Raw genomic sequence first — 14822 nt, 5'->3', positions numbered from 1 at the left:
TGATTAACTAGGTTCTATACCGGGATTAATATAGCTAGAGAGTAGGTGTGGGGCTTATTAAGACTACGGTATCTCCTCTAATTACTATTGTTCCAAGTTTTCTCGTACTACCATCTTCTCTTATTTCCTCGGCGTCATCGAGGACTATGTTTAGATGCTGATCATAACTTTTTAGTTTTCCTCGTACCTCACGGTTCCCTTTTAGCCTGATTAAGACTATTGCACCTAGATTTTCATGTAGTATCTTATGGGCAGTCTCCACCAACTCTGATCCACCATTGTCTGTCTACTAATGTGTTCTCCTAGGCATTAATAAACGTGTATATACTGCTATTTAAGTTCTAGTGGTGTTAATTGTTTAATTAGGCAAGGGGGTGAAGACATACAGGTGCCTAGACGATGGTACTTGTCTAAGAAGGAGAGCAAGAAACTTCGTGAAACCATAACGGGTATGTATCCTAATGTCCCCCTAGAGTTTGAGGTTGTTGAGAAAGTTATTGAAAAAGACCTTCCTGAAATAATAATAGTTGACAAGGTCCCTGCTTTCTTTATCTATGAAGGTAAGTACTATCCATTGCTTACACTACTACTCAGTAAAGGAGTAGAGTGGGTGCAGCGTATCGTAGTAGTTGATATGGGTGCTGTTAAGCCTTTGCTACGCGGCGCAGATGTTATGGCACCAGGTATAGTGGGCGTCAAAGGAGCGTTTGAACCAGGTGATCCCGTGGTTGTCCTGGAGGAAAAATATGGTAAACCGTTTGTTGTAGGTAAGGCGCTTGTTTCATCCAAGGATCTTGTTGAGAAGAAAGTCACGCGAGGAAAAGCCGTAGAAAACCTACACAGGGTTGGAGACAAGATCTGGGAGTTTGTGAGAAGACTCTAGCATAACTTTTTATTATAGTTTATAAGCTCTTAGCCTAGTTAGAAGACTAAGAGGTAAAACATGGTAAGTGGTGTGCTGTAATGGGGCTTAAGGATGGAGACTTTGTATTAGTAGAATACACGGCAAGAGTCAAAGAGACCGGAAATGTGTTTGATACAACAAATGAAGAAATAGCTAAAAAAGAAGGTATTTATGATAGCAACAAGGTTTACGGGCCAATACTTGTAGTCATAGGAAGGGGCTGGGTTATAAAGGGTCTTGAAGAAGCCCTCAAGGAAATGAATGTTGGTGAAGAGAAAGAAGTAGAGATCCCTCCAGAGAAAGCATTTGGGCAGAGAGATCCTAGTAAGGTAAAAGTGTTTAGTATGAGGGAGTTCAAGAGAAGAGGCATTGATGTAAAAGTAGGTGATGTACTAGATTTTGGTGGAACAACAGGAATTGTGAAAAGTATTACCGGAGGAAGAGTTGTAATAGATTTCAATCATCCATTAGCAGGGAAAACATTAGTGTACAAGGTCAAAATTTTAAAGAAGCTTGAAGACATTACTGAGAAAGCAAAAGCTTTGGTTGCAAGACACTTGAGTATAAAGATTGATGAGGCTCAAGTAGAGTATAAACCTGAGGAAAAGACTTTAGTAATAAACATACCGACAAGGATCATGACCAGAAAGAATATACAATATGCCAAGATAGCTCTTGTCGGCGATATATACGATTTGCTAAAGGACTATGTTAGGAAAGTAGTGATACAAGAGGTATTCGAGAGAAAAACGGAAGAGAAAAAAGAAGAGACTCGTGAAGAAGGAAAAGAAGAAAAAGAAACAGTGTAAAGTAAACAGAGTGAAATATTTTTATTACAGATAATCTTAACCTATGATCAATCTATTACGCCAGTTGCTCTTGCAAGTCTCTCAGCAGCTTCCCAGGTTAATCCATTATCTCCAAGTATTGTGTATCTTTTTCTAATACGGTGAGCTATTGTGAGTGCTTTAATTATTATCTCGTCAGGTATACCTAATTCTTTTGCAGTTGTTGGTGCACCTACTTTCTCTAAAACTTTCTTGACTTTCCTCCACCGTGGGTCACCATAGAGATAAAGCATCATGATGGTTCCTACACCAACTTGTTCACCATGTAGTGCTGGTTTAGGGGCTATCAAGTCTAATGCGTGGCTAAATAAATGCTCTGAACCACTAGCAGGTCTACTTGATCCTGCTATACACATGGCTACGCTACTGCTTATCAAAGCTTCAACAAGTATTCTAACACCCTCAGTACTACCCGATGCTATAAGTTCATGATACCTCAACACGTGTTTTGCTGATAATAATGCAAGCTGTGCGGCATATTCACCGTAATACTCTCCTTTAAGTCTATGAGCAAGCTGCCAGTCTTTTACAGCAGTTAGTTTACCTACTAGATCACCTACTCCTGCTCTAAGAAGCCTAGGAGGGGCTTTTGCTATAATCTCTATATCAGCTATTATTGCTAATGGTGTTGATGCTTTAATGCTCATTGGCTGGTTGAAACCCTTTAAGCTAGCAAAGGGGGAAGCTATACCATCATGTGATGCAGCTGTTGGTATGCTTATGAAAGGCTTATTGTTCTGTGTAGCAGTATACTTTGCAACATCTATTGCTTTGCCGCCGCCAAACCCTATAAATAACTCTATATTCTCTCTGGATGCTTCACTAGCTATGTTTTCCGCTATATCTTTCGACGCTTTTTCTGCTATCCAATATAAAACATTGTATTTATGCTCCTCGAGTATATTGATGAGTTTTTTGCCAAGCAAGGAAAATATCTTGGGACCCGTTATAACTGCTATTGTAGTATTTTTCTTGAATCCAAGCTCATTTAAATACTTAGGTGTTTTGTCTAGAATGCCTGTGCCAACAACCACCTTCTTTGGTAAATCAATTTCATGAGGGTTACGTATAGACATTACGTACACCATATACTATGGAGAGTGGGAACATGATCATACTGTTCTTGTGTTCTAATAAACGGTTACCCTATAATATTCTGTAATGCCCTTTTGATCAACTATATTCTTAAAAACCTAATTTATGCTAAATTAAGCTGTAGTAGTGGCCGATAGACGGCGGTGAAGTTGTTGTGAATGAAAAGAAGCCTTTGGCTACTAAAACAACGACTGTTGGGATAAAACTTAAAGACTATGTAGTTCTTGCTGCCGACAAGCGGGCAACAGCAGGAGTATACATAGCTCATAAAAAAGTTGAGAAAATACATATGATAACCGACTATATGGCTATGACAATATCAGGTCTTGTCGCAGATGCTCAACGCCTTGTAGATGAAGCCAGGGTCACAGCCAAATATTATGAATTATCAAGCAACATGAAACCATCGGTTAAGATCATAGCTGTATATTTAGCTAACATATTATCTAGCTATTTGCGTTTATCACCATTCATAGTACAACTAGTTGTAGGAGGATTTGATACCGAGCCGAGATTGTATTACATAGATTTGTTTGGCTCGCTTAGTGAAGAAGACTATATCGCAACAGGCTCAGGCTCACCCACAGCTATAGGTGTACTGGAAAGAAATTATAGTAAAGACATGAGTTTAGAGGATGCAATAAATCTAGCCAAAGAAGCCATCAAAGCCGCTATAGGACGTGATATCTTTAGCGGTGAAGGTATAGACGTTGTAGTGATTGGTAAGGAGGGAAGTAGAAAAGAAACAGTTATGCTAAGCTAGCTTCCACATGTAAATCTTTATTAAGAAAAAGATATAAGTAAGTTAGATGTACTCCTTAACAGAACATAGCTTATATCACTGTAGTTGGTTGCATAAAGGGGTAATATGCTGGTATGTGATATTTTAACACCGCTGTGATGCGTTGTTTTACAGATTTTGCCAAGGTGTAAGAATTGAAAGGCGTTATAATGGATAAAACTAGAGAGTACGTCTTAAAAACAATAATGAAGGAGATACCTGTTGATGTACAGCTTACAAGAATAGAATTTGAAGGACCAGAGATCGCTATTTATGTCAAGAATAGGAGAGCTATAGCTGATAAACTAGATCTAGTAAAGGCTATTGCGAAAAAGGTTAAGAAACGTGTTGTAGTTAGGATAGATCCTTCGGCTCGATTGAACAAAGAAGAAGCTAGGAAACTCATTCTCGAGTTAGTGCCTAAAGATGCTGGTGTTGATCCACGAAGCATAGTTTTTGATGACACTCTTGGCGAAGTATGGATCAAGGCAGAGAAACCTGGGTTAGTTATAGGTAAAGGAGCACAGTTAAGACATAAAATCCTAGCTGAAACCGGATGGAGACCAATAGTTATTAGAGCCTCACCTCTTGAATCAAAAACACTACACACCATTATAGGCTATATGCTTTCTGAAAGTGACTATAGATTAAACTTCTTGAGATATGTGGGCGAGAGAATTCATAGAGACGTGTTATTTAAGACAAATTATGTGAGAATAACGGCTCTAGGCGGATTCCAGGAAGTTGGCAGATCCGGGATATTGCTTGAGACAAGAGAAAGTAGGATAATACTCGACTTAGGAGTAAATGTGGGCGGACCAGATTATGAACGCAAGTATCCATACATAGATATCGACAACTTGAGAATAGAGGAATTAGACGCAGTTGTTGTCACGCATGCTCATCTTGACCATTGTGGACTTGTTCCTCTACTTTTCAAGTATGGGTATAGAGGACCCGTCTATGTCACAAAGCCTACCAGAGAACTAATGGCGCTTATGCTGAGGGACTATATAGAAGTAAGTCAGCGTGAAGGAAAGCATGTGCCATTCAGTGAAAAAGACTTGTTGACAATGATACTTCATACCATACCTCTGGAGTACAATGAGGTAACTGATATTGCTCCTGACGTTAAAATAACGTTCTATAATGCAGGGCATATTCTTGGTTCAGCAATGGTTCATGTACATGTGGGCGCAGGTTTACACAACATAGTCTATACAGGGGACTTCAAGTATGCTACAACACGTTTGCTCGAGAAAGCTAATGATAAGTTTCCGCGTGTCGAGACGCTAATCATGGAGTCTACTTATGGAGCAACAAAGCAGCAGAGCAGAGCCGAAGCCGAAGAAATGCTTATATCAATAATAAAGAAAACCATTGAGAAAAATGGCAGTGTTCTAATTCCTGTCTTTGCTGTTGGTAGAGGACAAGAGATAATGCTTGTAATAAACGACGCTATTGAGTCAAAGAAGATCCCACCGATAAACGTGTATATTGAAGGACTTGTAAGCGAGGTAACAGCTGTTCATACAGAGTATCCAGAGTATCTTAACCGTGAACTAAAAGAACGTATTTATAAAGGAGAGAATCCGTTCACAGCAGAGTACTTTAAGATAATTGAAGGTAAGACCGTTCGTCCCGATATAGTTGAGGATAGACCATCGCTTATTATAGCTACATCAGGTATGCTTACCGGAGGACCGGCAGTCGAATACTTAAAGCTTATGGCAAGTGACCCAAGGAACAGCCTCATATTTGTTGGTTATCAGGCTGAAGGCACGCTGGGTAGGAAGATCAAGGATGGATTGCGTGAGCTCACTATAGTAACTCCCGATAATAAGGTTGAAGTAATTAAGATCAATATGAACATCTATAGCATAGATGGATTTAGCGGACATAGCGATCAAGACGAATTATTGCGTTTCCTCCGTAATATACAGCCCAAACCAAGAACAATAATACTGAACCATGGTGAGCCCGAAGCGATATCAAGGCTAGTTAGTTTAGCGAAGAGGCTTATCAGGAACGAAAGAATAGGGTATCCCGCTGGAGCTAGAATATTTGCTCCATATCCATTAGACTCACTTAATCTTGTTGCCAGATAAAATCCGTATGGTGATGATGGGCTGTGGTGAACAACAATCTAATAGTTCTCATGACTGATTTCGGGCAAAAGGATCCATACGTAGGTGTTATGAAGGGGGTAATACTATCAATAAATCCTAATGCTAAAATAGTTGATTTAACACATGAAATTCCATCTTTTGATATAAAACGAGCTGCCTTAACTCTATACTTGGCATACAAGTACTTCCCAAGGGGCTCCATTTTTGTTTGTGTAGTTGATCCTGGCGTTGGTACTAAACGTAGATCGATATTAATAGAGACAACAAACTATTATTTCATAGGACCAGACAATGGTTGTTTATACCCTGCAGCAAATGATGATGGGATAAAGGCTGTTTATGATGTGTCAGAATCTAAATATAGGCTAAGGATTGTGTCAAAAACTTTCCATGGGAGAGATATCTTTGCCCCTATTGCTGCTTGGCTATCTAAAGGAGTTAGTCCAAGACAGTTAGGTGTAGAGCTCCGGAAAGAAGATGTTGTGAAGATAGTATTTCCTAGTCCAAGTATTCTCGATGATAGATGTATTGAAGCATCCGTTCTGTATGTTGATGGGTTTGGTAATGTTATGACAAATATTAGCGAGAAATATGTTGAAAACTTGCGCTATGGCGAAACGCTTCTAATAAATACTGGTAATAAGGAGATCTCATGCACCTATGAGAGATCGTTTGGATATGTTGGAGAAGGAGAGATTGTATGTTATATAAATAGCTGGGGATACCTGGAAATAGGGGTTAACAAGGGGTCTGCTGCAGAATTACTGGGTGTTAGCGGGAAAAACGAAGTTATAAAGGTGTGTAAAAGTGGTAAATAGAGTATTGTTCCCCGGTAGATTCCAACCATTCCATCTAGGTCATGTATATGCGATAAAAAAGCTTCTCGAAGACTTTGATGAGATAGTTATTGGGATAGGCTCTGCTCAGGAAGGTTTTACTTGTAGAAACCCTTTCACTGCTGGAGAGAGAATGGAGATGATAAAGTATTCTCTAGAAGAAGAAGGTATCGATACTAGAAGAGTATGGATCATACCTATTCCAGATATTCATAAACCTCTTGCTTGGACTACTTACGTCCTTGGAATGGTTCCTAAAGTAGATGCTGTAGCTTCCGGAAATCCACATGTTATATTCTTGTACAAATGGGCGGGTGTAAAAGTAATTGAAATAAAACTACATAAGCCAAGAATATACAATGGTACCGTAATTAGAGACCTTATTGCACATGGACTGCCTTGGGAGGATCGTGTACCTTCTTTTGTTGTAAAATACATAAAGGAGAATGGATGTGATCAAAGAATAGCTCTTCTTTGTAGTAGATAAAAATCAAATGAGGCGAGAATTGTATGGCGAACGAGTATATTGAAATAGATGGCAGTATGGGTGAAGGAGGAGGACAGATTTTAAGATATTCCCTAGCTTTATCATCATTACTCCTCAAGCCTGTTCATATATACAATATAAGAGCTAAAAGATCAAACCCAGGTCTTAGACCCCAACACTTAACAGCTGTTCGTGCATTAGCTCAAATAAGCAATGCTGAAGTTAAAGGCGACCGCGTTGGTAGTATGGAGTTATGGTTTAAACCAAGTGCTAGGAAGGGCGGCGTATACAAATTCAATATAGGTACAGCTGGCAGTGTCACATTAGTTATACAAGCAATTTTGCCAGCACTAATTTTCAGTGATAAAGACTCTTTTGTAGAGATAACCGGCGGTACAGACGTTCCATGGTCTCCTACTATAGACTACATGAGATATGTTTTTGCAGAAAACATGAGGAGATTATTTGGTATGAATATCAGTATAGATGTTAAGAAGAGGGGACATTACCCTAGAGGAGGAGGGCATGTTATTTTAAAAATAGAGAGAATGCGTTCTCATATAAATAGCATAGATATTGTAGAGAGAAAAGCGATTAAAGCAATTAAAGGTAGAAGTCATTGTGTACGTCTTCCAAGTCATGTAGCTGTTAGGCAGGCTAAGAGTGCTGAAAAGTATATTTATCAAAAACTAGGCATTAAGCCCATCATAGATGTTGAATACTATGAAAGAAAAAGTGATCCACATCTAGGTCCTGGCAGCGGTATTGTATTATATGCTGATTGTATTGATACAGTAATTGGTGCAGATTCTATAGGAGCCAGAGGTAAGCCTGCTGAAAAAGTAGGGGAAGAAGCTGCCTCAAAGCTTGTTGAAGAATTGTCTACGAAAATGGCTTTTGATAGACATATGGGTGACATGCTTATACCATATGTTAGCTTAGCTTGTGGAGAATCTAGAATCGGTGTAGCAAAACTGACTATGCACACCGTTACAGCACTCGAGGTAACTAAGAAGTTCTTGCCCGAATTAAAATATTACATTGAAGGCAGAATTGATGAACCAGCTATTATTAAGGTCAGTGGAGTGTGCTTCAAAGTTTAGGGATCATTAATTATTTTATCTAGAAGTGTATCCAAGCCTTTTCCCTGATAAGCCGAGATTTCTAGTATATACTTGGGATCTATTTGCACACTCTTAGAGATTATTTCACGTACTTGATCAATTCTGTCTCTAGGAGTGATGTCTATTTTATTTATACATACTATAGTCGGTGCATTAATGCTTCTCCTTACGTCATTGAGAACTCTTATTTGTTCTTCAATGCTATAGTAGGCATTAGGAGAAGCATCTATTAGAAACACTATCTTGTCTGCAAGATATTTAAGTGCGAGAATGGCTTTGAGCTCAATTTCATTACGCTCTTCCAATGGGCGATCTAGGAGCCCTGGTGTGTCAATAAAAGCTATTCTCTTAGCGGAGCTAATAACTCTATGTCCTACAATAATGTTTTTCGTTGTAAATGGGTAAGGTGCTATCTCTGGTTTTGCTGTCGATAATTTTGATACAAGAGTCGATTTGCCGACTTGCGGCATTCCAGCAATAATAATCTTCAAATCATCTTCCTCGATATTGGGCATACGTGATAACTCTCTGATAACCTCTTTGATTAATACTAATGATTTCTTGTGACGCTTTAACACGGACAAGAGTCTACCTAAGCAAGCTCTATACTTTATTCTTGCTTCCAATAGATTATCTGTAAGTTTTATTGGTACCAAGTACTCAGTGTATATTCTTTTTAAGATTCTTTTTTTGTTTTTGAAGAAACTAATGTATTGTTCAGGATAATACCCTGTCTTTATCTTGAATAATTCTTTATAGAATGCTTGTAGTCCTGCAGTTTTCTTTAAAGCATCGATAATCCGATCGATTTCTGACACTAGTATGTTGTATACTGTTTCAAGGCGTTTTATATAGATGTTTTTTGTATATGCTATTCCCCGCCTAAGCCTCTTAGCTGGAGGCGGGATTTCTTGTTCTTTTAATCTTCTTTGTATTTTTGAAAGTATTTCTTCGTAAGTATGGATACCTGATTTCTTTAGTTCATCAGTCGATACTTTTTTCTCCAATATACTCCCTTTATGATGCTATCTAAACAGCGTCTTTAATGTATTACTGTTCTTATTCTTGCCAAACTTGTCTTACTAATTATTCTCTTGAGAAGCTTTTCTAATCTCTTGTAAGTTGTTAGGCTAATGTTGAAATACTCAACCACTTCCTTTGGAGAGACGGGCTCTCCTTTCATCTTTTTGTAAACCATGTAGGCAAGGGCTAGTTTTGTTCTTTCTGTTCTAGATACAGCTACAGGGTCTATTTCCTCTATGAACCTAATTATTTTCTTCAGGATACTTGATATACCCATTTTATCTACTGTTTCTAAGGCCTTAAGAGTACTTTTTGAATATATCGTGTTAACAAACTTCCCTGTTTCTACCACTTTGTCAAAATCTATTTGAAGCCAAGGTCTGTTTTTAATTAACGATAATGCTTTCCTATACATCTTCAAATTCCTTCTATAGTCGCGTAATAGATTCTTGTGTCTGTTTATTACTGTGGTATCTATGGTAATCTTGGTGTCTTCTTGGTTTGTTGATCTTGTGTCGCTATAGTCGTATATGCGGTCTACAACCTCGCCCGTGGTGCTGCATATTACTTCTCCCCTAAAGTAATCCCAGACGAGGGGTCCTCCGCAGTTTGATGAGTAATTCTCTCCCATAACTTGGCACCATGTTTAAGGGAGTATTTGTCTGAATATTGGCTAGTGGTTGTATAGAACGAGAGAGTGTAGGGGTTTGGCGAAAGTATTTCTTGACTAATTTTGTAGAAGTATTTATATTAACCTTTGTTTGTCCTAAGAACTTATAGTAGTTTGTTTAGGACTAAACTTAATGGGTGTAGGAAAGTGGCTGATGGTGGTACTACTGTTGGTATAAAAGCTGTTGATGGAGTTGTTTTGGCTAGTGAGAGGAGACTATCCTATAATGGTTACATACTAAGTAAGAATGCGCGGAAAGTACATCCAATAACTGATCATATTGGCGTGGCTTTTGTGGGGCTTTACGGTGATACTCAAATGCTTGTACGTATAATAAAGACTGAAGCGAAGTACTATGAACTTGAAGTTGGAAGAGAAATAGGTGTTAAATCATTAGCTAAAATATTATCTAATGTACTCTACTCTTACAAGTTGTTCCCATACTATGCTGAATCTATTGTGGGAGGTATTGATGAGAGAGGTCCACAGATATATGTGTTAGACCCTGTGGGCTCACTTATAGAGGATGATTATGCAGCAACGGGATCTGGGGGGCCTATAGCTATAGGAGTTATTGAGTCAAGTTATAGTAAAAGTATAAGTGTTCTCGAAGCAAAAGAACTAGCCAAGAAAGCTATTGAAGCGTCAATTAAGAGAGATGCTGCTTCAGGAGACGGAATAGATCTGTTGATCATTACTAAAGAAGGTTATAAATTTGAAGAAATTGTGTTAAAGAGGTAACATTTTTTGAGCATAGACATAAGGCGTGCTATGGCTCTACAAAGAAAACTTGCCGAAAAAGTCCTTAAGGAGCTTCCAAATTTTAAGCAATTAGATTACAATAGTATAAAGTATGTTGCAGGAGTAGATGCCGCTTATAGTGGTGGCAAAGCTATTGGCGTGGCAGTTCTCATAGATTTTGATACAAAGAATCTTATTACATATAGTGTAGTCAAGAAGATACCTCCAATACAATATATTCCGGGGTTGCTTGCGTTTAGAGAAGCTCCAGCATATATAGCAGCCGTTAGGAAGCTACCGAAATCTCCTGATATAGTATTTGTGGACGGACATGGATTGTCTCATCCAAGAGCTATGGGTATAGCAACGCATTTGGGACTAGTTTTAGATAGACCAACAATTGGTGTTGCGAAGAAGAGGCTATATGGTGAAATAATTGAAGAAAGTGGGGTGAAATACATATTAGCACATGGACATAAAGTCGGGGCAATAATATCCCATAGAGGAAAGGAACTATATGTAAGTATTGGTTATAAAATAACATTGGATGATGCAATAAAGTTTACACTTGATTTGTTAGATGAAAAATATAAATTACCACTGCCTACTGCTTTAGCTGACATGTTGTCAAAGAAGATCGCCCGTAAGAGGTAAAAAACTCTAGGTTAAACCTTAGAACTTCTAGAGATAACAATAATACCCCTACTCAGGAAGTATTTGTGAATAGAAGTCTAGGTATAAGGGCCCGTAGTTCAGCCAGGATAGAACGCCCGGCTGCGGTTGTATCGGCGGAAACCGGGTGGTCCCGGGTTCAAATCCCGGCGGGCCCGCCATGTTTTCAATTAGTTTTACATTTATTTTCCACTGATACTCAATTAATAGATCTGGTACTATATATTACACTAATTTGCGGTACTAGGGTAACTAGGCAATGCTGAAACATGTAAGAGCTTGGGCAAGTTTATTGAGAATAGGAAACTGTTTAATAATAGGCTTTGCAGCTTTTGTAGGATACTTTATTGGAGGCGGGATGGATTATTGGAAAGGATTAATAGTTTTCTTTGCAGCAGCAAGTATAGGTGCTTGGGGCAATATAGTAAATGATTACTTCGATATTGATGTTGATAGAATAAGTAAACCCTGGAGACCACTCCCTAAAGGTATAATAGGAGTTAAGACCGCCTTGGTAACAGGCATTGGGCTGGCTATTATTGGGTTAGTACTCAGTTTCATGGCTAGTATATATAGTTTCATTGTTGCTCTTGCAGCTGTAATGCTGCTTTATCTGTACTCGTGGCGTGTTAAGAAACTGGGTATTCCCGGTAATATCACCATAGCGTTGCTTTCAATGCTCAATATACTTTTTGGAGGTTTAGCCGGGGTAGAACCAAGTAGATCATTGTTACCTGGACTCTACGCTTTTCTAATTATTCTTGGAAGAGAATTCATGAAGGGTATCGAAGATATTGAAGGCGATAAGAACGCAGGTATAAGAACTATCGCGTTAGTATATGGTGTAAGAAAAGCTGTTTATGTAAGCACTTTTGTGCTTACTTTACTAATTGTTGTCAGCCCAATACCTGCAATAAGTTTTGGCTATAGTATGGCATACCTAGCTATTGCATTACTAGGGGTAGATTTACCAGTACTGTATGCGATAAAATATTTATGGAGTAACCCCGTTGAAAATGCATGGCGGGCTACAAGGATCTTAAAGATACCCTTAGCTATGGGTCTTATAGCGTTTCTTGTTGGGTGATAAAATGACTCAATGGGATGAGGTAATAAGAGAAGTCAAGAGAAAAAGTATTCATGTAATACCCGGATTTCTTGCAATTCCTATAATAATATGGATTGGGCAATACATAGCATTAATCATAGCAATATTCTTCTTTATTATTTACTCGTTGAACGAGATTATGTTAAGGAAGAACATTAATATAAAAATTCCGATTGCATATCAAACCTATAGATTCATGGCACGAAGAGATGAACTTGAAAAAAGGTACTTTACGGGAACTGTATATTTCTGGGGCTTCACGATATTAATAATAGCCCTCTTACCTCCCATAGAAGCTGCAGCTGCAATAATGATCTCGAGTCTAGGTGATGCAGCAGCCGCAATAATAGGGAAAATGTGTGGGCAACCACGTTTACCTTACAATAGGAACAAAAGTCTTTGTGGGACACTTGCAATGTTCTTGGTAAGCTATTTATCATGCATAATAGCTGGGGTACCATCCCTACAATCCATTCTGGCCAGTTCTTCTTCGGCAGTAGTAGAAAGTTTGACGACAAGATCCGTTTTAGATGAGATAACAGTACCTTTAACAGCCTTGATAGTTTTCTTGTTGGTGTAAGTATGATGATAATATAAGAGGTAATATGGTAGCCGGGCGGGGATTCGAACCCCGGTCACGGGGTTTCTTCCTCTATCGAGGCCAAAGCCCCGCATCCTTGGCCGCTAGACGACCCGGCTACCTATTCCTTGTATATCGTAATATTATTTGGGTTTTAATTTTTTATGAAGAAAAACTGCATGTGTTCTTCAGCTAGGTTTAAAAAGATTAGGGCAGGAATAAAGTGGTTATTATTTTTTATGGAAATGTTTATAAGTAGTGAAGAAAAACTCTATAGTGCTGGGAAATTTAAGTATTACGTGGGGTGCTTATTAATGGTGTTTCTAAACGAGTCCATAAAGAAGGAGTCTAGAGAGGAGACTAAAAGCAGTGAAGAGTGTCCCCCTGACAAAATTGTTTACGATCCTGAGAGAGGAGAGTATATTTGTACGCTTACTGGCGAAGTTATTGAATCCCGTGTAATCGATGAAAGACCTGAATGGAGAGCCTTTACACCTGAAGAAAGAGAGAAAAGAGCAAGAACAGGCGGTCCCCTTACATCGACGGTTCATGATAGAGGTCTTGCAACAATAATTGATTGGCGTGATCGTGATGCTACTGGTAAACGTCTTGAGTTTAGACGTCGTTTGGAAATGCAGAGATTGAGAAGATGGCAAACAAGATCGAGGATACAAAGTAGTATCGAGAGAAATCTTGCACAAGCAATGAATGAGCTTGATAGACTTGCTGACCAGCTTAATTTGCCTAGAAAAGTCAGAGAGGAGGCAGCTCGAATTTATAGAGAAGCTGTGGAAAAAGGTCTTGTTAGGGGAAGAAGTATTGAAAGTGTTGTTGCTGCTGCAGTATATGTTGCCTGTAGAGAACTCAAGGTTCCACGAACTCTTGATGAGATAGCAAAGTATACAAAAAGCAATAGAAAAGATATAGCAAGATGTTATAGATTACTGCTTAAAGAACTTGATATAAGAGTTCCTACAAGCGATCCGATAGACTTCGTCCCAAGAATAGCGCATGCCTTAGGGCTTAGCGGTACTGTAATGAAGAAAGCTGCTGAAATACTACATAAAGCAAGAGAGAAGGGTATTACAGCAGGAAAGGATCCAGCAGGATTGGCAGCTGCAGCAGTTTACATAGCAGCTCTCTTATGTGATGAGAGGAGAACACAAAAAGAGATAGCCCAAATTGCTGGCGTAACAGAGGTCACTGTTAGAAATAGGTATAAGGAGCTCGCAAGAGAACTCGGTATAAACTTGCCTCCACAATAGCTCAACTTTGAAGTTCATGATAGATATCATTTTTCTTCCAAAATCAAACTCTTTTTCTCTTAATTCTTTTTATAAAAAGTTTTAGATTGCGAATATTGGTGTCAATGGTGGTGTGGTTAATCGCGGTCAGTGAATTAGTCAATTATTATTATGTTTTCTGGAGGGAATCCTAGTTCCTCGATTAATATCTGCTTGACTCTGTGTCGATGGTCTCCCTGTAATTCTATTCTGCCATTCTTTACGGTGCCGCCTGTAGCTAATTTTGATTTAAGTTTGGAAGCTAGCTCTTTAAGTTCGGCATTATTTGTACTTAATCCCTCGATTACAGTTACCTCTTTGCCGAATTTTCTTCTGTCAAGTCTTATCTTTACAAATTGTTGTTCTCTTTCTAATTGTTCACATAGCTCTGGAGGTAACCCACCACATAGTGAGGATAAGTCTTCCGATACCATTGCCTACGCTCCAACCGGAGTTATTTATTCTTGTTCTCGCTTATAGTTAGTGGAAGCAACCCTTATAAAACTTTAAACAATATTAGGTTACGCAGTCAGGTGAGAGT

Annotated in this window: 17 protein-coding genes and 2 tRNA genes; 13 read left to right on the top strand and 6 right to left on the bottom strand. The window is 38.7% G+C overall.

Annotated features, from left to right (window positions below; genetic code table 11):
- Window positions 1-34: 34 nt before the first annotated feature.
- On the bottom strand, window positions 35-265 hold the full coding sequence (locus J4526_02345) for an RNA-binding protein (GenBank protein WFO75728.1): 231 nt from the start codon (window positions 263-265) through the stop codon (window positions 35-37).
- A 123-nt stretch (window positions 266-388) separates the two neighbouring features.
- On the opposite strand from J4526_02345, the gene J4526_02340 reads away from it, so the two are divergent.
- Together J4526_02340 and J4526_02335 are read left to right on the top strand one after the other, a co-directional pair.
- Window positions 389-883 (top strand): DUF1947 domain-containing protein, encoded by a 495-nt coding sequence (locus J4526_02340; GenBank protein WFO75727.1) that lies wholly within the window; start codon window positions 389-391, stop codon window positions 881-883.
- An 80-nt stretch (window positions 884-963) separates the two neighbouring features.
- Window positions 964-1713: an FKBP-type peptidyl-prolyl cis-trans isomerase gene (locus J4526_02335; protein ID WFO75726.1), complete on the top strand. Its 750-nt coding sequence runs from the start codon at window positions 964-966 to the stop codon at window positions 1711-1713.
- Between the two features lie 47 nt (window positions 1714-1760).
- Here the strand turns inward: J4526_02335 and J4526_02330 are convergent, their stop codons facing one another.
- Window positions 1761-2828, bottom strand: coding sequence for an NAD(P)-dependent glycerol-1-phosphate dehydrogenase (locus J4526_02330; protein WFO75725.1), 1068 nt, complete (start codon window positions 2826-2828; stop codon window positions 1761-1763).
- A 173-nt stretch (window positions 2829-3001) separates the two neighbouring features.
- Between J4526_02330 and psmB (J4526_02325) the strand changes: the two genes are divergently transcribed.
- The 5 genes from psmB (J4526_02325) to J4526_02305 all read left to right on the top strand — a co-directional run bounded on the left by psmB (J4526_02325) (window position 3002) and on the right by J4526_02305 (window position 8183).
- Window positions 3002-3610 carry an archaeal proteasome endopeptidase complex subunit beta gene (gene psmB, locus J4526_02325; GenBank protein ID WFO75724.1) on the top strand — a complete coding sequence of 203 codons (609 nt, stop codon included), beginning with the start codon at window positions 3002-3004 and terminating at the stop codon, window positions 3608-3610.
- A gap of 188 nt (window positions 3611-3798) precedes the next feature.
- Window positions 3799-5736, top strand: a complete 1938-nt coding sequence (locus tag J4526_02320; GenBank protein WFO76291.1) for a beta-CASP ribonuclease aCPSF1 — start codon at window positions 3799-3801, stop codon at window positions 5734-5736.
- A 50-nt stretch (window positions 5737-5786) separates the two neighbouring features.
- A complete protein-coding gene (locus tag J4526_02315) occupies window positions 5787-6575 on the top strand; it encodes an SAM-dependent chlorinase/fluorinase (GenBank protein ID WFO76290.1) in 789 nt (262 codons plus the stop codon).
- Window positions 6565-7080, top strand: a complete 516-nt coding sequence (locus J4526_02310; protein ID WFO75723.1) for a nicotinamide-nucleotide adenylyltransferase — start codon at window positions 6565-6567, stop codon at window positions 7078-7080. The genes J4526_02315 and J4526_02310 overlap by 11 nt, the downstream gene beginning before the upstream one ends.
- Window positions 7081-7103: 23 nt before the next feature.
- A complete protein-coding gene (locus J4526_02305; protein ID WFO75722.1) occupies window positions 7104-8183 on the top strand; it encodes an RNA 3'-terminal phosphate cyclase in 1080 nt (359 codons plus the stop codon).
- Here J4526_02305 and J4526_02300 read toward each other — a convergent pair.
- Both J4526_02300 and J4526_02295 read right to left on the bottom strand, forming a co-directional pair.
- Window positions 8180-9211, bottom strand: coding sequence for a 50S ribosome-binding GTPase (locus tag J4526_02300; protein WFO75721.1), 1032 nt, complete (start codon window positions 9209-9211; stop codon window positions 8180-8182). The genes J4526_02305 and J4526_02300 overlap by 4 nt on opposite strands.
- A 35-nt stretch (window positions 9212-9246) precedes the next feature.
- Window positions 9247-9858, bottom strand: a complete 612-nt coding sequence (locus J4526_02295; GenBank protein ID WFO75720.1) for a TFIIB-type zinc ribbon-containing protein — start codon at window positions 9856-9858, stop codon at window positions 9247-9249.
- A 186-nt stretch (window positions 9859-10044) separates the two neighbouring features.
- Between J4526_02295 and psmB (J4526_02290) the strand changes: the two genes are divergently transcribed.
- From psmB (J4526_02290) to J4526_02270, 5 genes are all read left to right on the top strand, one after another.
- Entirely contained in the window at window positions 10045-10638 is a 594-nt protein-coding gene (gene psmB / locus J4526_02290; protein WFO75719.1) for an archaeal proteasome endopeptidase complex subunit beta, read from the top strand.
- A gap of 6 nt (window positions 10639-10644) precedes the next feature.
- Window positions 10645-11292: an endonuclease V gene (locus tag J4526_02285; GenBank protein WFO75718.1), complete on the top strand. Its 648-nt coding sequence runs from the start codon at window positions 10645-10647 to the stop codon at window positions 11290-11292.
- A gap of 87 nt (window positions 11293-11379) precedes the next feature.
- Window positions 11380-11471: transfer RNA gene (locus J4526_02280), tRNA-Arg, on the top strand.
- A gap of 98 nt (window positions 11472-11569) precedes the next feature.
- Window positions 11570-12397, top strand: a complete 828-nt coding sequence (locus tag J4526_02275) for a geranylgeranylglycerol-phosphate geranylgeranyltransferase (GenBank protein WFO75717.1) — start codon at window positions 11570-11572, stop codon at window positions 12395-12397.
- A gap of 4 nt (window positions 12398-12401) precedes the next feature.
- Window positions 12402-12998 (top strand): hypothetical protein, encoded by a 597-nt coding sequence (locus J4526_02270; protein WFO75716.1) that lies wholly within the window; start codon window positions 12402-12404, stop codon window positions 12996-12998.
- Between the two features lie 26 nt (window positions 12999-13024).
- On the opposite strand, the gene J4526_02265 is transcribed toward J4526_02270, so the two are convergent.
- A tRNA-Gln gene (locus J4526_02265) sits at window positions 13025-13117 on the bottom strand.
- 195 nt (window positions 13118-13312) lie between these two features.
- Between J4526_02265 and J4526_02260 the strand changes: the two genes are divergently transcribed.
- Window positions 13313-14263, top strand: coding sequence for a transcription initiation factor IIB (locus tag J4526_02260; GenBank protein ID WFO75715.1), 951 nt, complete (start codon window positions 13313-13315; stop codon window positions 14261-14263).
- Between the two features lie 134 nt (window positions 14264-14397).
- Here J4526_02260 and yciH read toward each other — a convergent pair whose 3' ends face one another.
- A complete protein-coding gene (yciH, locus tag J4526_02255; GenBank protein ID WFO75714.1) occupies window positions 14398-14715 on the bottom strand; it encodes a stress response translation initiation inhibitor YciH in 318 nt (105 codons plus the stop codon).
- Window positions 14716-14822 lie beyond the last annotated feature (107 nt).

It is taken from the genome of Desulfurococcaceae archaeon MEX13E-LK6-19 (assembly GCA_029637525.1).
In the GTDB taxonomy this organism is placed as follows: Archaea; Thermoproteota; Thermoprotei_A; order Sulfolobales; family Desulfurococcaceae; genus MEX13ELK6-19.
The sequence above is the reverse complement of the archived record's forward strand: the minus strand, read 5'-3'. Positions and strand labels throughout refer to the sequence as shown.

Excerpts from the sequence above, each read along its gene's own strand:
- J4526_02335 (WFO75726.1), top strand. The coding sequence starts at position 964 with ATGGGGCTTAAGGATGGAGACTTTGTATTAGTAGAATACACGGCAAGA.
- J4526_02330 (WFO75725.1), bottom strand. The coding sequence starts at position 2,828 with ATGTCTATACGTAACCCTCATGAAATTGATTTACCAAAGAAGGTGGTT.
- J4526_02320 (WFO76291.1), top strand. The coding sequence starts at position 3,799 with ATGGATAAAACTAGAGAGTACGTCTTAAAAACAATAATGAAGGAGATA.
- J4526_02315 (WFO76290.1), top strand. The coding sequence starts at position 5,787 with ATGACTGATTTCGGGCAAAAGGATCCATACGTAGGTGTTATGAAGGGG.
- J4526_02305 (WFO75722.1), top strand. The coding sequence starts at position 7,104 with ATGGCGAACGAGTATATTGAAATAGATGGCAGTATGGGTGAAGGAGGA.
- J4526_02295 (WFO75720.1), bottom strand. The coding sequence starts at position 9,858 with ATGGGAGAGAATTACTCATCAAACTGCGGAGGACCCCTCGTCTGGGAT.
- J4526_02275 (WFO75717.1), top strand. The coding sequence starts at position 11,570 with ATGCTGAAACATGTAAGAGCTTGGGCAAGTTTATTGAGAATAGGAAAC.
- J4526_02270 (WFO75716.1), top strand. The coding sequence starts at position 12,402 with ATGACTCAATGGGATGAGGTAATAAGAGAAGTCAAGAGAAAAAGTATT.
- J4526_02260 (WFO75715.1), top strand. The coding sequence starts at position 13,313 with ATGGTGTTTCTAAACGAGTCCATAAAGAAGGAGTCTAGAGAGGAGACT.
- yciH (WFO75714.1), bottom strand. The coding sequence starts at position 14,715 with ATGGTATCGGAAGACTTATCCTCACTATGTGGTGGGTTACCTCCAGAG.